This is a genomic window from Streptomyces venezuelae (assembly GCF_008642375.1).
Taxonomy (GTDB): Bacteria; Actinomycetota; Actinomycetes; order Streptomycetales; family Streptomycetaceae; genus Streptomyces; species Streptomyces venezuelae_G.
On the sequence record NZ_CP029194.1, the window covers coordinates 4,923,636 to 4,941,641 of the forward strand.

The window sequence follows — 18,006 nt, forward strand, 5'->3', positions numbered from 1 at the left end:
GCCCGGCATCTCACTCATTGTCGGTTTGGATGACGTTGAGTTCATACGTCAGCGCGAATGGGGATGTCATGCGCGAGATCAGCGGGATCAGTCGAAGGGGGCTTCTCGGGGCGGGTGTTGGTGCCGCCGCGGCTCTGGGAATCGCCGGCTGCGGAAGCGGCAACGAGGACAAGCCGGGACGTTCCGGACCCGGCAAGGGCGGTGACGCGTCGGGGCGGCCGACCACACCCGCTCCGACCAAGGACGACGCCAAGCTCATCGGCGACGGTTCCACCGCCGACACCGGCAAGCAGCCGCACCAGCCCGACACCCCCGTGCCGCTCGAACCCGGCCAGACCCCGCCGCAGTTCGTGATCTTCTCCTGGGACGGCGCCGGAGAAGTCGGCAACGGCCTCTTCCCCCGCTTCCTCGAACTCGCCAAGAACCACGACGCGGCGATGACCTTCTTCCTCTCCGGGATCTACCTCCTCCCCGAGTCGAAGAAGAACCTCTACCGCCCGCCGAACAACCGCGTCGGCGCCTCCGACATCGGCTACCTCACCGACGGCCACATCAAGGACACGCTGAAGTACGTCCGGCAGGCCTGGCTCGAAGGCCACGAGATCGGCACCCACTTCAACGGGCACTTCTGCGGCGGCTCCGGCTCCGTCGGCAACTGGACCCCCGCCCAGTGGCAGAGCGAGATCGACCAGGCGATGAAGTTCGTCACCGAGTGGAAGACCAACAGCGGCTGGACCGACCTCGACCCGCTGCCCTTCGACTACTCGAAGGAGCTCGTCGGCGGCCGTACCCCCTGCCTCCTCGGCCAGGACAACCTGCTCCCCACCGCCAAGCGCCTCAACTGGCGCTACGATGCCAGCTCGCCCGGCGGCCGGCAGATGTGGCCCACCAAGCGCCAGGGCATCTGGGACCTGCCGCTGCAGGCCGTGCCCTTCCCCGGGCACTCCTTCGAAGTCCTCTCGATGGACTACAACATGCTCGCCAACCAGTCGAAGAACACGACCAAGGGCATGCCGTCCCGCTACCCGGGCTGGCGCAAGCAGGCCACCGAGGCCCTCCTGGGCGGCTTCGACCGCGCCTACGGCTCGAACCGCGCGCCCTTCTACATCGGCAACCACTTCGAGCAGTGGAACGGCGGCATCTACATGGACGCCGTCGAGGACGCGCTCAAGGGCATGGCCGGCAAGAAGGACGTCCGGCTCGTCTCCTTCAAGCAGTTCGTGGACTGGCTCGACGTGCAGGACCCGAAGATCCTGGCCAAGCTGCGTACCCTCGAAGTCGGCCAGAAGCCGGCCGGCGGCTGGAACGCGTTCCTGAAGGCTCTTTAGCCGGACCGCTTAGGCGATCTTGACAAGGGGCTTTACGGGCACGTAGGGGGGTGCCCAAGATCCCCCAAACGCCCATGCGAAACTTTTCACATGAGCCTTAGCCGTGCCCCACGACGCACCCTGCTCGCCGTCGGAGTGCTGTCCGCCGCCCTCACGCTCTCGGCCTGCAGCGGCGACAGCAACGGCAAGTCCGGCGGCAGTGGCGACACCAACTTCGTGACCAACACGGGTGGTATCTCCACCGCCGCCAAGGGCGAGCGGGCGACCACCGGCAAGCTCGCCGGCGAAACCCTCGAAGGCGAGCAGCTCGACGTCGCCGACCTCAAGGGCAAGGTCGTCGTCCTCAACGCCTGGGGCTCCTGGTGCGCCCCCTGCCGCGCCGAGGCTCCCCACTTCGCGAAGGTCGCCAAGGACCTCAAGGGCCAGGGCGTCGAGTTCGTCGGCCTCAACACCCGCGACCCCAACAAGCAGCCCGCCCTCGCCTTCGAAGAGGACTACGGGGTGCCCTACCCCAGCCTCTACGACCCGAAGGGCAAGCTGATCCTCCACGGCTTCCCCAAGGGCACCCTCAGCCTCCAGGGCATCCCCTCGACCGTCGTCCTCGACAAGGAGGGCAAGATCGCCGCCCGTTCCCTCATGGCGCTCGACGAGGCGAAGCTCCGGTCGATGATCGAGCCTCTCCTCAAGGAGAAGTGAGCCCGTGAACGAGACGGTCACCAGCGGAGCCCTGCTGCTCGCCGTGCCCCTCGCGGTCCTCGGCGGTCTGGTCTCCTTCTTCTCGCCGTGCGTGCTCCCGCTCGTCCCGGGCTACCTGTCGTACGTGACCGGGGTCACCGGCACCGATCTCGCCGAGCGCCGCCGCGGCCGGATGACGGCCGGCGCCCTCCTCTTCGTCCTCGGCTTCAGCGCCGTGTTCGTCTCCGGCGGCGCCCTCTTCGGCCACTTCGGGACGTACCTCCAGGACTACAGCGACACGCTCAACGTGGTCCTCGGCGTGCTCATGATCCTCATGGGGGTGTTCTTCCTCGGCCTGATGCCCTGGTTCACCCAGCGCGAGTTCCGCTTCCACAAGAAGCCCGTCGCCGGTCTGGTGGGCGCACCGATCCTCGGCGCGCTCTTCGGCATCGGCTGGGCGCCGTGCATCGGCCCGACGCTCGCCTCGGTCAACGCCCTCGCCCTGGAACAGGCCAGCGCGGGACGCGGAGCGATACTCGCCTTCGCGTACTGCCTCGGCCTCGGCGTACCGTTCGTGCTCGCCGCCGTCGCCTTCCGCAAGGCGCTCGGCGCGTTCGGATGGGTCAAGAAGCACTACGCGTGGGTGATGCGGATCGGCGGCGGCATGATGATCGTCACCGGCATCCTGCTCCTCACGGGCGCGTGGGACGACATGGTCGCCACGATGCAGGGCTGGTCCAGCGGTTTCACGGTGGGGATCTGAGTTCCATGAGCAAGACCGATACGACGGAGAACGAGCGCACCGGCGACGAAGCGGCCGGCGCCCAGCTCTCCACCGCCCCCGTCGAGGACCGCGGCGACACCGTCATCGGCGGACCCGTCCTCGGGGTCGTCGGCTGGATCCGCTGGCTGTGGCGCCAGCTGACCTCCATGCGGGTCGCGCTGATCCTCCTCTTCCTGCTCTCCCTGGGCGCCGTCCCCGGCTCCCTCATCCCGCAGACCAACGTGGACGAGCTGAAGGTGCAGACCTTCAAGGAGGCCCACGGGACCCTCACGCCGATCTACGAGAAGCTCCAGCTCTTCGACGTCTACAGCTCGGTGTGGTTCTCCGCGATCTACATCCTGCTGTTCGTCTCCCTCATCGGCTGCATCGTGCCGCGCACCTGGCAGTTCGTCGGCCAGCTCCGCAGCCGACCGCCGGGCGCCCCCCGGCGCCTCGACCGGCTCCCCGCGTACGCCACCTGGCGCACCGAGGCCGAGCCCGAGCACGTCCGGCGGGCCGCGCTCGCCGTCCTCAAGGGCCGCCGCTTCCGCGCCCACACGGCGGGGGACGCGGTCGCCGCCGAGAAGGGCTACCTCCGCGAGGCCGGGAACCTGGCCTTCCACGTCGCCCTGATCGTCATGCTCGTCGCCTTCGCCTGGGGCCAGCTCTTCAAGTCCGAGGGCGGCAAGCTGATCGTCGAGGGCGACGGCTTCTCCAACACGCTCACCCAGTACGACGACTTCAAGTCCGGCTCGCAGTTCGGCATCGACGAGCTGGAGCCGTTCGACTTCACCCTCGACTCCTTCGAGGGCACGTACGAGACGAAGGGCCCGCAGCGCGGCACCCCCCGCACCTTCGAGGCGGCCGTCAGGTACTCCGAGGGCGGCGACGGCGCGGAGAAGAAGGCCGTCATCCGGGTCAACGAGCCGCTCAAGGTCGGCGACTCCAAGGTCTATCTGATCGCCCACGGCTACGCGCCCGTCGTCACCGTCAAGGACGGCCGCGGCAAGGTCGTCTTCCACGGCGCCGTGCCGCTCCTGCCGATCGACAACAACATCACCTCCACCGGCGCGATCAAGGTGATGGACGGCTACCGCGACAAGAACGGCAAGAAGGACCAGCTGGGCTTCCAGGCCTTCTTCGTGCCGACCTTCGCCGGTGCCGGCCAGGGCACGATGTTCTCCCAGTTCCCGGCGCTCGTCTCGCCGGCCATGGCGCTCACCGCCTACCACGGCAGCCTGGGCGTGGACTCCGGTCTGCCGCAGAACGTGTACCAGCTCGACAAGTCCGACATGAAGCAGTTCATGGACGAGTCCGGCAACAAGCTCGCCCAGCGGCTCGTGCCCGGCGCGACCATGACCCTGCCCGACGGCGCCGGCTCGATCACCTTCGAGAAGGAGATCAAGGAGTGGGCGAGCTTCCAGATCTCGCAGCAGCCCGGCAACGGCCTCGCCCTCGCCGGCGCGGTCGCCGCCATCGCCGGTCTGACCGGCTCGCTCTTCATCCAGCGGCGCCGGGTCTGGGTCCGGGCCGTGCGCGGCGAGGACGGTGTGACCGTCGTCGAGATGGCGGGCCTGGGCCGGAGCGAGTCCGCCAAGCTCCCCGAGGAGCTGGGTGACCTCGCGGTCGCGCTCACGGCGGACGCGCCGCCGGCACCGCAAGCCGGTCCGGAAGCCGTGCCCGAAGCCGAAGCCGATCCGGAGGACGTACCGGAACCCGCGGAAGAACCCGCAGAAGACCCTGCCCCTTCTGGAGAGGCCGACAAGTGATCCTCGCCGCCACGACCAACGAGAGCCTGGCGCAGACGAGCGACCTGCTCATCTACTCCTCGATGGCCGTCTACACCCTGGCCTTCTTCGCCCACATCGCCGAGTGGGTGTTCGGCAGCCGCAGCAAGGTCGGCCGCACCGCCGCCGCCCTCACGCAGCGCCCCGCTGCCCCCGCCGTGACCGTCCAGGTCAAGCAGGCCGGCGGCACCGCCGTACTCGACAAGCCGCAGGTCGTCACCCGCTCCGCGGCCGGCGCCCGGGACGTGCCGGACGGCCCCGGCGCGGCCGGCGGCACGGTCAAGGGCGACCTGTACGGCCGGATCGCCGTCTCGCTGACCGTCCTCGCCTTCCTGGTCGAGGCCTCTGGCGTGGTCACCCGCGCGCTCTCCGTGCAGCGTGCCCCGTGGGGCAACATGTACGAGTTCTCCACCACCTTCTCCACGGTGGCTGTCGGCGCGTACCTCGGCTTCCTCCTCGCCAAGAAGAACGTCCGCTGGATCGGTCTGCCCCTGGTGACCACCGTCCTGCTCGACCTGGGCCTGGCCACCACCTGGCTGAAGACCCCCAGCGACCAGCTGGTCCCGGCGCTCGACTCGTACTGGCTGTGGATCCACGTCTCCACCGCGATCTTCTGCGGCGCGGTCTTCTACCTCGGCGCGGTCGGCACCCTGCTCTACCTCTTCCGCGACTCGTACGAGAACAAGCTCGCGACAGGCGGGAACCCCGGCTCCTTCGCCCGCTCGGTCATGGAGCGGCTGCCCTCGGCGGCCTCGCTCGACAAGTTCTCGTACCGGGTCAACGCCGCCGTCTTCCCGCTGTGGACGTTCACGATCATCGCGGGCGCGATCTGGGCCGGCGACGCCTGGGGCCGCTACTGGGGCTGGGACGCCAAGGAGGTCTGGTCCTTCATCACGTGGGTCGCTTACGCCGCGTACCTGCACGCGCGCGCGACGGCCGGCTGGAAGGGGCGGAAGGCCGCGTACATCGCGCTCATCGCCTTCGGCTGCTTCCTCTTCAACTACTACGGCGTCAACATCTTCGTCACCAGCAAGCACTCCTACGCGGGCGTGGAGTAGGGGGCGCGGAGTAGCGGGTGGGGGACCCCGGGGCCACGCTTGAGGTATGAGCGAGATACCCCGGGGCAGGTGCGAGACCCACGACGGCGACACGCATCTGCTGCGGTACGTCATGGAGCTCCCGCATCCGCCCGCGGAGGTCTGGCAGGCCGTCGCCACCGCCGAGGGCCTGCCGGGCTGGCTGTGCGCGGCGGACCCGCTGGAGTCCCGGCTCGGCGGCCGGGTCACGCTCCGCTGGCTGAACAGCGATACGGAGGTCTCGGGGTGGGTGACCGCCTGGGACCCCGAGTACGTCGCCGAGTACACGGTCGATCCGCCGCACGGCCGGATCCGGTTCCATCTGGAGCCGGGGTCCGGCGTCGGCGGGTCGACCGTGCTGCGTTTCACCAACGAGTTCCGGGGGACGCGGGAGTACCGCCTGGACTGTCTGGCGGGGTGGCACGACCACTTCGAGCGGCTGGCGGCGGCACTGGACGGCCGCCGGACGGACTGGGCGGCGTGGTCGCCCGAGCGGTGGCGGCACCTGCGTGAGCTGTACGAGCGCGACGAGGCGCCCTGGCCCAAGTGGGTGCCCTGACGGGCACCCCCTAGCCACGCTTGGGCGGCAGGCAGGAGGCGTTCGGGGGGTTCTTCTCCGGCCAGGCGATCTGGACGAATCGTTGTGAGCCGTCCGGGGCCAGTTCCACGATCGGGACCGCCTTGTTGTACGGGTTGCCGTGGTTGTCGAGGCAGATCCAGCCGCTCGCCCCGTTCACCCGCAGCGAGCCCTTCACCTGCGGCCACTGGGTGACCACGTCCGCGAGCTCCGGGTACCGGGCGTCGCGCGGGGTGGCCTGGCGGATCGCGTGGACCGCCGTCGCCATCGCGTCGTACGCGACGATGGCCTGCCCGTCCGTGAGCGCCACCGGCTTCTTCGAGGCGCGGGCGATGTCCGTCTCGAAGGTCGAGTACGCCGCCACCGAACCTCCCGTCACCGGGACGGGCCGCCCCGGGGCCTCCTTCCAGGCGTCGGGGTGGGCGAGCGAGGCGTATCGGACGGTCAGCTTCGTCCGGAGCGCGTCCCGGTCGAGCTTCTTGTCGGCGCCCAGGTACGAGCCCTCGTCGCCGGTCAGGATCGTGAAGGCACGGTCGGTGCAGCCGCGTGAGCCCAGCGCGTTGATGAACTGGCGGAGCTGGGTGTGGCGGCCCGCGAAGAAGACCGTCTCGGCGCGGGTGTCGCAGATCAGGTGGGTGATCTGGCGGAAGGTGTTGGCGGTGGTGCCCTCGTCGGTCGGGTCGGGCGGCGAGGTGAAGAGCTGCGGTTCGTAGGGCGCGCCCTTGAGGGAGGCGGCGAAGGCGGACTTGAGGGTGTCCGTGTAGTGGTCGCCGCTGCGGGTGTCCTGGACGAGGAGCGCCTTGGCGGCGTCGACGCGGCCGAAGTGGGCGAGGGCCTTGGCCTCGTCGCCGTTGGTGGGGGAGACGCGGGCGAGGCCGGGGTAGCGGTTGTTCCCCGCGCCCGGGCCGTTGGCGATGTCGTCGGCGGTGATCGTGGTGCCGACGACGGCGATCCCGGCTCCGGTGAGCGCGGTCACCGCCTCCCGCATCTCGGTCGAGGAGGTGGCGACGCCGGAGACGACCCGCAGCCGGTCCGGGGCGCCGGTCATGGACGTGAGCTGCCGGGTGGTGGCCTGCCAGTAGGCGTTGCCCCGGCCGGTGTTGGCGAGGACGAGCCGGATCTTCGGGGTCTGGCTGTTGGACTCGTGGTTGGCGCGGTACTGGTAGGCGTAGGCGCCGAGCACCTCGTGGAGGACCTTGGTCCGCATGCCTCCGTCGGGGGAGGTCAGGGGCAGGAGCACGGCGACGGTCGCGTACTCGCCGGGCTTGAGGGTGGCGTTCTCGCGGCCGATGGCGCCGGCGGCCTCGGCGAGTTCGGCGATGCCGAAGTCGTAGCCGTCGCCGTTGACGCCGACGCACTCGGAGCTGGTCTCGGTGCGTTCGACGCCGGCCGCGCAGGAACGGTCCTCCGGGGTGGTGATCCGGGCGAGCCCGTATCCGCCGAGACCGATGACGACGGCGGCCGTGGCGAGTGCGGCGACGAGTTTCTGGCGGGGTGTGCGGACGCGGCGGCGCAGCCGGTCGGTCAGACGGTCGGGCATGGCGTCAGACTCCGTCCTCGCGGCCCGGCGGCAGCGAGAGCTCCCGCCAGGCGCGGATGTCGCGCGGCCAGTGGGTGGCCGCGTCCCAGAGCGAACCGCTGCCCGTCAGATGGCGGCCGGAGAGCCTGCGCAGCTCGTGCGCGAGCCGGTCGGCCACCTCGTCGTCGGGCAGTGCGAGCGGATCGGTGAGCAGCCATACGGCGTGCAGCAACCGCCGTACGGACAGGTGGAGTTCGGTGCTATCGGTGTCGAGCCCGGCGGGCAGGTCGCCGGACGGGGCCTGCCCCAGGGCGACGGCCCGGCGCGGGTCGGGCCCCGGCCGGTTCCGCTCGCGGGGGTACGGGGCGGCGGCGACGAACCGGAGCCGCCCGAGCCAGCCGAGGACGTCCTGTTCGGGGAAGGTCACCCGCAGGTGGGTGACGGCCTCCTCGGTGCGGCCGAGCGCGAGGTCGTGGTGGAGCCGGTACGGGCCGGGCTCGGGGCCGTAGTGCCGGTGCAGGGTCTCGTGGACGGCGCGCCAGGCCGCGTACCGCGGGTCGTCGGCGTCCTCGAAGCGCAGCCGGTGCAGGAGCAGGGCGCGCAGGAGGGGGTCGGCGACGAAGTGGCGTGGGCCTTCCGGCCAGTCCTCGGAGCGGAGCCGGTCGCGGACGCGCAGCGCCACGTCCCCGTCCAGGGACTCGCCCTGGAGCCGGGCATGGGCGAGCATCCGCGCGGACTCCTCGTCGTGGGTGGCGGCCAGCACCGCGTACGGTCCGGGGCGGCGCACCGGGAGCAGCTCGGCGAGGAGCGTGGGGGCGACGGGCACCGGCGGGGTGTCCTCGCGCAGCTCCACCGTCAGGTCGAGGAGCCCGCCCGGGGTGAGGCCGGCCCGCAGCTCCGCGGGGGCCTCGCCGGCGGCCCGGCCGAGGAGCGCCACGCCGAGCGGCCGGCCGCCGGTCAGGCGGTGGACGGCGCGCGACAGTTCGGCGGGCGTGCGGCCGGCCGGGTCGTGGCGGTCGAAGGCGGCGCGGGTCTGGGCGGGGGAGAGCGGGGTGAGCTCGACGGCGAGGATGCCGGAGCCGACGCTCGTCCCGCGCGGGCAGGGCGCGCGGTGCGCGGTCTCCGGCAGCCGGGTCCGGGTGGCGTGCCGCAGCCCCTCGTGCTCGCGGACCCGGGAGGCGGCGAGGACGACGACGCGGTCGCGGCGGCCGTCGGCGCGGGCGCGCAGGATCGGTTCGACGAGCTGCCGGCCGAGCTGCTCGTGCGCGTTGTCGAGGAGGAGGACCGGTCTGCCGACGCGGGTGCCGCGGCGGAGGCCCGTATAGGCGTGCAGCAGGTCCTCGGTGAGGGCGCCGACGAGGAAGTCCTCGGCCTCGCGGCGGCGCCGGCCGCCCTGCTCGAAGTCGATCGCGAGCTGGCGCAGGCCGGCCTTGCCCCGGCCGCCGGCGTTGCGATAGCTGCCGTACCAGTTCTCGGAGGCCCGCTGGAAGCGGCCGAAGACCTCCTCGAGGACGGTCTCCACGGTCGCCTCGGCGAGCACCCCGGCCATCGGGGCGGTGGCTTCGGCGAAGTTGGCGGCCAGCTTGGAGAGGACCTTGGCGACCCAGTTACCGGCGGCGCCCTTCGTCGCGTCGACGGTCGCGAGCAGCGGCCCGAGCCGCAGCAGGTCGTTCCTGGCCCGCTCGTCGTCCTCCTGGGACCAGCCGAGCGAGGCGACGGCGACCAGCCCGAGCGAGAGCCGCGGGAACTGCACGGGCTTCGCGGCCAGCACCTTCGGCGACAGCTGTACGGCGAGCTCGGTGAGCGCCCCGGTGACCTCGCTCCAGCCGGGGCCGTGGTCGGCGGGCGGCTCGATCTGCGCGCAGTCGAGCAGGGCGAGCGGGGTGTACCCCTTGTAGCGGTTGCGGACCTCCTTGAGCAGGGCGGTCTTCCCCATGCCGCGCCCGCCCGTGAACACCGTGACCGGCGGATCGTCGCCGTGCTCGTACGCGACCCGCGCGGCACCGTGCCGGGTGAGCCCGCTGAGCCGTGCGACGAGACCGCTGTCGTGCAGGACCGCCTCGCGGCCGTAGAGCTCCCTGTCCACTCGCCACCCCCCTGCTTCCCCCTGCTACCCCACGAGATGTGCCCCGTCACATCGTCAAGTTCAGGATATCGACAGGGTGTTGGGAACACGTCACCCTTTGCGAGGTTGCTGTGCGGGCCGCGCCGGTGTCCTTGAGGAGGTTGTGCCCGGTGGAGTGCGGGTCCTCACCGGGGTGGGCGCGTCAGGCGAGGCCGTCCCAGCCCCAGCGCGGGGTGGGGCCGGGGTCGCCGAGGTCCGTACCCGGGGCCGAGGCGGAGACGTCCTTGGCGATCCGCGTGCCCCAGTCGAAGTACTCCACCACCCGGCGGCGCAGCAGGGCGTCGTCCGGCAGCTCCTTCTCCACGGCCGCCGTCATCAACTCCATCCAGCGCAGCCGGTGTTCCTCGGTGATGCCGAGCCCGAGATGGGCGCGGAGCAGGGCCTGATGCCCGCCGTGCTCGGCCGTGAAGCCGGCCGGCCCCGAGAAGACCTCCGCCAGCCACACGGCCACGTGCTCCACGTGGGTGGCCGTGAAGTCGGCGAAGACGGGCGCGAGGAGGGGGTCGGCGAGGACGCCCTCGTAGAAGGTTGCGGAGAGCCGGCGCAGTGCGTCGGCACCGCCGACGGCCTCGTACAGGGTGGTGGGGTGCTGTGCGGGATCGGTGCTCATGCGGACGACCTCCGGAATCCGAGACGCGGGACCTCAGCTTTCACCCAACTCGCCCTGAATCCAAGGATGTTCGCTCTCGGCGGGGCGGGTGTCCATCCGCCCGGGGCGCCCTGACTGCCCCTCCGGACCGCCGGAGGGACGCGGTCCGCGATCGGCGGAAGCGCGGTTCGCGCGGCGGGCCGGCACCGAAGTGCGGCAAGGGCGACCAAGAGCAGCGGCACGCGGTCGAGGGCGGGATCTAGCGTCCGCTCCTTCGCGCGTCGCGTCGGAACTGCTCGATCCCCGCGCGCAGGTTGATGTAGTCGAGTGCGAGTCCCACGCCGCGAGCGGCCCACTTCAATGCCGTCATCAGGATCTCGTCCACCGAATCCTTCTTTCCCCGGCCTGCGTTTCCCCTTCAGACTCCGCTACGGCCCGGAAGGTTGAGCGGTGGTCGCACGGCAAGGTGGCCGAGGCTTTCGTGAGAGGCCCTAAGTCTCTTCCCCGATGTCCTCGTGCCAGAGGGCGGGGTGCGCGGTGATGAAGTCCCGCATGAGGGCCGTGCACTCGGGATCGTCGAGCACGATCACCTCGACGCCGTGCTGGGCGAGCCAGTCGTGCCCGCCGTGGAAGGTCTCGGCCTCGCCGACGACGACCCGCGAGATCCCGAACTGCCGGACGAGACCGGAACAGTACCAGCACGGCGACAGCGTGGTGACCATCGTCGTCCCCCGGTACGAGCGCTGCCGCCCGGCGGCCCGGAAGGCGGCGGTCTCGGCGTGCAGGGAGGGGTCCCCGTCCTGCACCCGCCGATTGTGCCCGCGCCCGAGGAGCACCCCGTCGGCCCCGTAGAGCGCGGCCCCGATGGGGATGCCCCCTTCGGCGAGCCCGGCACGGGCTTCGTCGAGGGCGGTGCCGAGCCAGCGCTGCGCCTGTTCGCGTTCCACGGTCGCCGGGGCGCTCACTCCGGCGGCGGGTGCGACGAAGGAGCCCTTGCCGGGCACGGTATAGATCAGTTCGTGCCTGCGGAGTTCTTGCATGGCCCGGCGGGCGGTCAGCACTGCGATGCCGTACTCCTCGGCGAGGCGGGCCGGCGTGGGGACCATGCGGTCGGGGGCGTACTCCCCAGTGGCGATCCGCGCCGCGATCACGTCGGCCAGCTGCACGTACAGCGGACGTCCCGACTTCGGGTCAAGGCTCATAGGTCAACGCTAGATAGTCACACAGTGACACGTTCGGATGGATCTAGCTACACAGTAATGCGGCACTGTGTAGCTAGCTCTAGGGTGAATGAACGTGAAACCCCGGCGACCGCTGGAACGGCCCCGGGGCATGGCCACCAACTACCAACGGAGTTGATGACGTGCGGAACCCTATCGCGCGCGTACTGGGCAGGGCGCTGATCCCCGTACTGCTCGGGCTGCTCATGCTCACCCTCCCGCCCACCGGCCGGCACCGGCCCCGCCCCGCGGCACCGGCGCGTGCGCCCCGGCATCGTGCGCCCGCCCGGCGGTCTCCCTACGCCCAGGAACAGACGCAGCCCCTCGACGGCTCCCGGTCACCGCTCGAACGGCCCTACCTGCGGGTGGAGCAGCGCAGGCGGCGGCGCGCGTTGTGGCTGGCGACGGTCGGGGTGGACGTCGACCACCGCAACATCCACGCCGGGAGCACCCGATGAGCCGCTGCGGCGCGAGGCGGTCCGTGTGCGACGTCGCCGAGGTGGTGCGGCCGGTGTGGGGCGGCTCCGTCTGCGTGCTCGCCGTGGGGCACGACGGTCCGCACCGCGACCGCGCGGGCGACGGCTGGTGGGTGACGCCGGAGATCGCCGACGCGGTGACCGTGTCCCTGCTGGCCCGCGCCCTCGCGTCCGGGCCCGAGCCGGAGTTCCGCTCGCCGCGCTGCATCGTCGGCCGCCACGACCGCTGCCGGGATCATGTACCCCGCGACAGCGGCGTACAGGGGGTCCGGTACCTCGTGTGCGGGTGCCTCTGCCATCCGGCGGCCTTCCCTTGACCGACGGCCTCCGTGAGGCACGGGCGTAGTTACCGCGTCGGGAACCGCGCGCCCCGGGGTTCCTCCTCAAGGAGGAACCTGTCGGCCACGGCGTGCTCAGCCGCCAGGAACTCGCCATCGGTATGACGTACTGGCAATCAGCCACCTCTAAGCCGCTGTTACGGCTTCCAGAGGGAGGGGCTTGGATCCCGGCGGGGTATTTCTGATGTGTTGTCCGGTTGGTTGCCGCCTCGCCGATGGACACAAGGGATCATTTTGCATCGCGCGTGGCGTTGACCAGATACCGCCCCACGAATCTCAGATCTTCATCAACAGAGAAGCCTTCCACTGCGAGGGGTGGTTGCCTCTCGTCAATGCCGGTGGGGAAACCGGCAATAAACGGGAGGGAAAGCATGCGTTCTGTCATGCGCCATGCCGCTCTTATGGGAGCGATGGTTGTCGGATCCAGTTTCTTACTGGCTCCGTCGGCCGCGTCAGCCAGCGTCCCGGGTCCCAAGGCGTGCCCGCCGGACGTCTGGCACAAGGTGGTGAAGATCAGTACCGGCTACGAGTCCATCGGCGACACTGCCGGCAAGAGGAACGGCTCCACTACGTCATCGCGTCTGACCTACGCGATGACCACCACCAAGTCGAAGGCGACGACCTGGTCGTCCGAACTCGGGGGGAGTGCGTCCTGGGGTGTGGCCACCGTCGAGGCCAAGATGGGTCGTGACGTCACCGACACGACGGACAAGGGCGTCACCGTCAAGAACTGGATGGACGTGCCAGGGGGTAAGTGGGGTTACACCACCCCGAAGATCGAGCGCACGAAGTACGTGATCCAGCGGTGGCAGGACACAGCCAACTGCGGAGCGAGGTTCCTCGGCAACGACGGGACGCTGGGCGGGATCACGGCGTTCCCGTTCTTCGCCGAGTGCGTCGCCAGCCGAGCCTGCACTCCGACGCCCTGATCAACCAGCGGGGTACGGAACTGACCAGCCGTACCCCGCTCCACCCGTACACAACTCGCCAGGGGGAACCGACATGGCAGTAAAGAACCATTCCGCCAGGACATCCCCTTGGCGGCGACACCGACTGGCCGCGGTGGTACTTGCGGCCGCCCTGGGGGCGGCCGGGTGCTCCGAGGGCGACGAGGGCCCCCCGCGCGGCATCGTCGTCAACCTCGGGGGTCGCATCGCCGTCCTCGACAAGATCGACTCCCAGCCGGACATCGTCGTCGAGCGCCCGGAAGGCACGGAGCGACTCGACGTCTACAAGCTCACCGCCCCGAGGCAGCTGGAGACCGGACACATCATCGGAATCTCCGACGGTTCGGTCGTGGCGATCGAGCCCGCCAAGCCCGAACAGCAGGTGCTCCTGGGGCCGGCCACCTCATGGTTCCCCACCGCGGACGGCAAGAAGATCTGGGCCGTCTCCGAAGAACCCGCCGACACGGCGTGTGCGGGACAGCAGACCTCCGCATCGGTCCAATCCCGCTTCACCGTGACGGAGTACGAAACGTCGGGCCGCCCATCACAGCGCACACACACGCTGCAGTGCGGCCTGCGGCCACTCGCCGAAACCGACCAGGGAATCGTGGCGGCCCAGACCACCACCGAGGACGACACGAGCCGGGCACGCACGAATCTCGTCCTCCTCGGATCCGACACCACGACCGTCCGCCAGAGCCTCGCCCAGGACGCGGTGCTCCTCGCCGTCGGCGGCCACCGGCTGATCTGGAAGCAGAACGACTGCGACGGGGCGGAGTGCATGAAGGTGTACGACGCGCAGGAGAAGGACACCGCGAACGCGCCGCAGTGCGCGCAAGGCGAAACGGTAGGACGCGGCTCCCTCGACGCCACCGGGCGCTGGTACGCCAGCACGATCCGCTCCGACGGCGGCTACCGGCTGGCGGTGCTCGACCTCGACGAGGACAGCTGCAAGGACCTTGGAACGAACGCCGCGCTCGCGGGCAACCAGGATCTGGACGGCCCGCTCTCCGGCACGTGGTCGAAGGCGAACCTCCTCGTCCTGGACTCCGCCACCGGAGCCCTCACCTCCTTCAACGCCGCCTCCGGCAAGGAGGTCCGGCGCCCGAAGAACCTCGATGTCACGGACGACGGCCAGGTCTGGGGAGCCCGCGCGGACTGACGTCTGGCCTGCCGCGTCTCATCAGGGCCCCTTTCATGCCGGGACGCGTCGAGTGCCGGAGGCGACTCCGTCACGTGGCCCTGACGCCCGGACAAGCAGACTCCCCGTTCAACACCGGCCCGTGGGAGCTGAGGCTCATCACGACCCTCATTCACGTGACACGCACCCCCGGACACTGTCTCGCGCGTGCTGTCGCGCCGCCCGCGGAACGCTATCGTCCGGTGGCTATGAGGACGGACGGCTCGGACACGGCGGCCGCTTCGGCGGCCGTCGCTCCGAACAGGAAGAGGGCGGCCCTCGTCGCGGGCGCGGTCGTCGCCGGGGTGCTGGCTGTGGGCGGTTGGTCCGGCTACCGGTATCTGGACGGGCAGACCGCGACGGGCTGCTCGCTTCGCTCGTACGACCCGCACGATGTGGCCAGTACGGCGCGCTACGCCGAGGACGTGTTCACCGGGCGCGTGGCGGCGTTCGTGGAGCGGCGCGACGTCGACGGGTGGGCGGAGGACGTCTACCGGGTCGAGGTCGTCTCCGTGGTGAAGGGGACACCGCACGGGACGGTGCGGATCACGTACGGGCTGGACGAGGGCCTCGCCGGCCGGCTGAAGGACGGCGGCACGTACCTGTTCGCCACGCGCGCCGGGGCGGACACCGTGAAGGACGGTCACGCGCAGCTGTACCAGGGCGAGATGAAGCCCGTGGACGACCGGCAGCTGGCCGTGTGGAAGGAGGCGGCGGCGCTTCCGATGGCACCTGAGTAGCCGGCCATTACCCGGGAGGTCATCGACCCCCCGTGCGTACCGGTGCCACCATCGGCTTCGTACCCAGCCCGGCCGAACGGAAGGACACCCGCGCCATGACCGCCTACGCCATCGCGAAGCTGAACACCGAGGCCCCGCACGCCGACGTCGTCGAGTACATCGAGCGCATCCCCGCCACCTTCGAGCCGTACGGCGGCCGCTTCCTCGTGCACGGGACGGCGCACGAGGTGAAGGAGGGGGACTGGCCCGGGGCGGTGGTGGTGATCGGGTTCCCCGGGATCGCCGAGGCGCGGGCCTGGTGGGACTCGCCGGCGTACCAGGAGATCGCGCCGCTGAGGTACCGGCACATGCCCGCCGACATCGTCCTGGTCGAAGGTGTCCCCGTCGGCTACGACCCGGCCGTCACCGCGAACGCCCTGCGGGAGTCCCTGCCCGTCGCCGAGTAGCGGCCGATGGGCCGCCCATCGGCCGCGCCGATCGCCCCCATCGGGAGGACGGGCCAGTGGCTCGTGGACCTCGATCGGCGGCGCTCGTAGCGTCGTTGCCATGAGAAACGAGACCAGGGGAACCGTCGAACTCACCCTCGCCATGGTGCTCTCCGGCACGCTCGGCGTCTTCGTCGTCGAGTCCGGAGCGTCGCCCTTCGAGGTGGTGTTCTTCCGGTGCCTCTTCGGGGCCGTCGCGCTCGGGGCGTACAGCCTGGCCCGGGGGTTCTTCACCGGGCACGGGTTCACCGCGAAGAAGCTGGGGCTCGCCGCGCTCGGCGGCGTCTTCATCGTCTTCAACTGGGTGTTTCTCTTCGAGGCCTACGAGGCCACCTCGATCTCCCTCGCCACCGTCGTCTACCACACGCAGCCGTTCTTCCTCGTGCTGCTCGGGGCGGTGTTCATGCGGGAGCGGATCTCGGGCGGGAAGCTGGGGTGGCTCGCCCTCGCCTTCGTCGGGCTCGTCCTCGTGTCCGGGGTGCGGCCGGGGGACACGGCGTCTCTCGCCGGGCTCGGCTTCGCGCTCGCCGCCGCCGTCCTCTACGCCCTCTCGACCTTCGTCACCAAGCGGATCACCGGCGTACGGCCGCACCTCGTCGCGCTCGTCCAGGTGCTCGTCGGGCTGCCTCTGCTGCTGCCCTTCGCGGACCTTTCCGCCACCGCGGGCCTCGGCGCCGGGTGGGCGTGGCTGGCCGGGCTCGGGCTGATCCACACCGGGGTGATGTACGTGCTCATGTACGCCGCCTACGCCAAGCTGCCGACCGCCAAGATCGCCGTGCTCGCCTTCACCTACCCCGCCGTCGCCATGGGCGTCGACTGGGCCGTGTACGGGCATCACATCGGGCTCGTCCAGGCGCTCGGCGTCCCGCTCATCGTCTTCGCCAGCCTCAAGGTCACGCTGGCAGGCTCTGCTCGGACACCAGTCGCCGCGCCTGCTCCACGAACAGCCGCACATGCGCCGGAAGCCTCTTCCCCCGTCGCCACGCGAGCTGCGTGAAGAGCGTGAAGGGGGCCTCCCAGTCCAGGGCGACGAGGGCGCCCGACGCCAGCTCCTCCGCGACCGCCACGCGGGGGAGCAGCGCCACGCCCAGGCCCGAGGTCACGCCCCGCTTCGTCGCCTCGATCGTGCCGAACTCCATGAAGGGCGGCGCCCACTCCCGCAGCTCCTGCTCGAAGAGGTCGCGGTAGGGGCAGCCCGGTTCGGTGCCCACGAGGTGCGCCGCCGCCAGGTCCGCGTTCGTCAGCCCCGTACGTCCCGCGAGGGGGTGGCCCGGGCCGGCCACCAGGACCAGCGGCTCGGGTGCGAGGACCTCCGACTCCAGGCCCTCGTGCTCCGTGTCCGGCTCCATCAGGAAGCCCACGTCGTAGGTGCCCTGGCGCAGTGCCTGCCGGGTCGCGTCGCCGAGCGTCGGGCGGAGGGTGAGCCGCACCTTCGGGTAGCGGTGGTGGAAGTACTCCAGGAGCGGCGGCAGCCGGTAGGAGGTGAGCGACTCCATCGTGCCGACGGCGATCGTCCCCTCGGGGTCCCCCGCGCTCGCGACGGCCGCCCGGGCCTCCTCGGCCAGCTCGGTCATCCGGCGGGCGTAGGGGAGGAGGCGCTCGCCGGCCTCGGTGAGGCGGATGCGGGAGCCCAGCCGCTCGAAGAGGTCGACGCCCAGGGAGGTCTCCAGGGAGCGGATCTGTCCGGTGACGCTCGACTGGGCGTAGCCGAGGTCGGCGGCGGCCCGGGTGAAGGAGAGGACGTCGGCGACCTTCTCGAAAGTGACCAGGAGCCTCAGCTCCATCACTTGTCGGTGTCCTCGCCGCTCTCGCGCTTCTTCAGCTCTTCCTCGCGGCGGCGGAGGTCCGCCTCCCAGTCCTTGAGGACGGCCTCGTCGTCGTCCGCGGCGTCCTGCTGCTTCAGCGACTTCAGGAACTCCGGGTTGTCGTCGGGGGCGACCCAGCCGCCCGCGCCGCCCCGCGCCGAGGCCGGGCGACGCTTCTTGCCCGCGAAGAGCCAGACGATCGGCCCGACGATCCAGAACAGCAGGATGATGATGACCCAGACCACCTTCGGCAGGTGCTTGGTCTCTTCCTCCGGGGTGTTCAGGCAGTCGATGAAGGCGTAGATCGTCAGCGCCAGCGGCAGGATGTACAACAGCGCCCTGAGCATGTGGGACAGCCCCCTGGAAGCGGTGGCGG

At 70.7% G+C, this 18,006-nt stretch carries 21 protein-coding genes; 13 read left to right on the plus strand and 8 right to left on the minus strand.

What is annotated here, in order from left to right; all coding sequences use genetic code 11:
- The first annotated feature begins 68 nt into the window (after positions 1-68).
- From DEJ46_RS22670 to DEJ46_RS22695, 6 genes are all read left to right on the plus strand, one after another.
- Entirely contained in the window at positions 69-1,328 is a 1,260-nt protein-coding gene (locus tag DEJ46_RS22670; protein ID WP_150269111.1) for a hypothetical protein, read from the plus strand.
- Between the two features lie 90 nt (positions 1,329-1,418).
- Positions 1,419-2,024: a TlpA family protein disulfide reductase gene (locus DEJ46_RS22675; protein WP_150269113.1), complete on the plus strand. Its 606-nt coding sequence runs from the start codon at positions 1,419-1,421 to the stop codon at positions 2,022-2,024.
- A gap of 4 nt (positions 2,025-2,028) precedes the next feature.
- Positions 2,029-2,766, plus strand: a complete 738-nt coding sequence (locus tag DEJ46_RS22680) for a cytochrome c biogenesis CcdA family protein (protein WP_150269115.1) — start codon at positions 2,029-2,031, stop codon at positions 2,764-2,766.
- Positions 2,767-2,771: 5 nt separating this feature from the next.
- Entirely contained in the window at positions 2,772-4,535 is a 1,764-nt protein-coding gene (locus DEJ46_RS22685; protein WP_150269117.1) for a cytochrome c biogenesis protein ResB, read from the plus strand.
- Positions 4,532-5,611, plus strand: a complete 1,080-nt coding sequence (gene ccsB / locus DEJ46_RS22690) for a c-type cytochrome biogenesis protein CcsB (RefSeq protein ID WP_150269119.1) — start codon at positions 4,532-4,534, stop codon at positions 5,609-5,611. Before DEJ46_RS22685 ends, ccsB begins: the two co-directional genes overlap by 4 nt.
- A 46-nt stretch (positions 5,612-5,657) precedes the next feature.
- Positions 5,658-6,188 (plus strand): SRPBCC domain-containing protein, encoded by a 531-nt coding sequence (locus tag DEJ46_RS22695; protein ID WP_150269121.1) that lies wholly within the window; start codon positions 5,658-5,660, stop codon positions 6,186-6,188.
- A 10-nt stretch (positions 6,189-6,198) separates the two neighbouring features.
- Here DEJ46_RS22695 and DEJ46_RS22700 read toward each other — a convergent pair whose 3' ends face one another.
- The 5 genes from DEJ46_RS22700 to DEJ46_RS40930 form a co-directional block, all read right to left on the minus strand.
- Entirely contained in the window at positions 6,199-7,746 is a 1,548-nt protein-coding gene (locus DEJ46_RS22700; protein WP_223834971.1) for a hypothetical protein, read from the minus strand.
- Positions 7,747-7,750: 4 nt separating this feature from the next.
- Complete coding sequence (locus DEJ46_RS22705; protein WP_150269123.1) at positions 7,751-9,811, minus strand: hypothetical protein; 2,061 nt, start codon at positions 9,809-9,811, stop codon at positions 7,751-7,753.
- A 181-nt stretch (positions 9,812-9,992) separates the two neighbouring features.
- Positions 9,993-10,460 (minus strand): group II truncated hemoglobin, encoded by a 468-nt coding sequence (locus DEJ46_RS22710; protein WP_150269125.1) that lies wholly within the window; start codon positions 10,458-10,460, stop codon positions 9,993-9,995.
- Between the two features lie 238 nt (positions 10,461-10,698).
- Entirely contained in the window at positions 10,699-10,824 is a 126-nt protein-coding gene (locus tag DEJ46_RS40530) for a hypothetical protein (protein WP_263411754.1), read from the minus strand.
- A gap of 106 nt (positions 10,825-10,930) precedes the next feature.
- Positions 10,931-11,641, minus strand: a complete 711-nt coding sequence (locus DEJ46_RS40930) for a GntR family transcriptional regulator (RefSeq protein WP_411757773.1) — start codon at positions 11,639-11,641, stop codon at positions 10,931-10,933.
- 161 nt (positions 11,642-11,802) lie between these two features.
- Between DEJ46_RS40930 and DEJ46_RS22720 the strand changes: the two genes are divergently transcribed.
- Positions 11,803-12,117 (plus strand): hypothetical protein, encoded by a 315-nt coding sequence (locus tag DEJ46_RS22720; protein WP_150269127.1) that lies wholly within the window; start codon positions 11,803-11,805, stop codon positions 12,115-12,117.
- Complete coding sequence (locus DEJ46_RS22725) at positions 12,114-12,452, plus strand: hypothetical protein (RefSeq protein WP_150269129.1); 339 nt, start codon at positions 12,114-12,116, stop codon at positions 12,450-12,452. Before DEJ46_RS22720 ends, DEJ46_RS22725 begins: the two co-directional genes overlap by 4 nt.
- A 250-nt stretch (positions 12,453-12,702) precedes the next feature.
- Here DEJ46_RS22725 and DEJ46_RS39235 read toward each other — a convergent pair whose 3' ends face one another.
- On the minus strand, positions 12,703-12,858 hold the full coding sequence (locus DEJ46_RS39235; protein WP_190622819.1) for a hypothetical protein: 156 nt from the start codon (positions 12,856-12,858) through the stop codon (positions 12,703-12,705).
- A 121-nt stretch (positions 12,859-12,979) separates the two neighbouring features.
- Here DEJ46_RS39235 and DEJ46_RS22730 point away from each other — a divergent pair, with 121 nt between their 5' ends.
- The 5 genes from DEJ46_RS22730 to DEJ46_RS22750 all read left to right on the plus strand — a co-directional run bounded on the left by DEJ46_RS22730 (position 12,980) and on the right by DEJ46_RS22750 (position 16,822).
- Entirely contained in the window at positions 12,980-13,402 is a 423-nt protein-coding gene (locus tag DEJ46_RS22730) for a hypothetical protein (protein WP_150269131.1), read from the plus strand.
- A gap of 133 nt (positions 13,403-13,535) precedes the next feature.
- A complete protein-coding gene (locus DEJ46_RS22735; protein WP_150269133.1) occupies positions 13,536-14,582 on the plus strand; it encodes a hypothetical protein in 1,047 nt (348 codons plus the stop codon).
- A 221-nt stretch (positions 14,583-14,803) separates the two neighbouring features.
- Positions 14,804-15,340: a hypothetical protein gene (locus tag DEJ46_RS22740; protein ID WP_150269135.1), complete on the plus strand. Its 537-nt coding sequence runs from the start codon at positions 14,804-14,806 to the stop codon at positions 15,338-15,340.
- A 95-nt stretch (positions 15,341-15,435) separates the two neighbouring features.
- Positions 15,436-15,786: a DUF1330 domain-containing protein gene (locus DEJ46_RS22745; protein WP_150274677.1), complete on the plus strand. Its 351-nt coding sequence runs from the start codon at positions 15,436-15,438 to the stop codon at positions 15,784-15,786.
- A gap of 100 nt (positions 15,787-15,886) precedes the next feature.
- The gene (locus DEJ46_RS22750) at positions 15,887-16,822 is read left to right on the plus strand and encodes a DMT family transporter (protein ID WP_150269137.1); all 936 of its coding nucleotides are present in this window, start codon (positions 15,887-15,889) and stop codon (positions 16,820-16,822) included.
- Here DEJ46_RS22750 and DEJ46_RS22755 read toward each other — a convergent pair.
- Both DEJ46_RS22755 and DEJ46_RS22760 read right to left on the minus strand, forming a co-directional pair.
- The gene (locus tag DEJ46_RS22755; RefSeq protein WP_150269138.1) at positions 16,719-17,609 is read right to left on the minus strand and encodes a LysR family transcriptional regulator; all 891 of its coding nucleotides are present in this window, start codon (positions 17,607-17,609) and stop codon (positions 16,719-16,721) included. The genes DEJ46_RS22750 and DEJ46_RS22755 overlap by 104 nt on opposite strands.
- Positions 17,609-17,977 (minus strand): PLD nuclease N-terminal domain-containing protein, encoded by a 369-nt coding sequence (locus DEJ46_RS22760; protein WP_150269140.1) that lies wholly within the window; start codon positions 17,975-17,977, stop codon positions 17,609-17,611. Before DEJ46_RS22760 ends, DEJ46_RS22755 begins: the two co-directional genes overlap by 1 nt.
- Between the last annotated feature and the right edge of the window lie 29 nt (positions 17,978-18,006).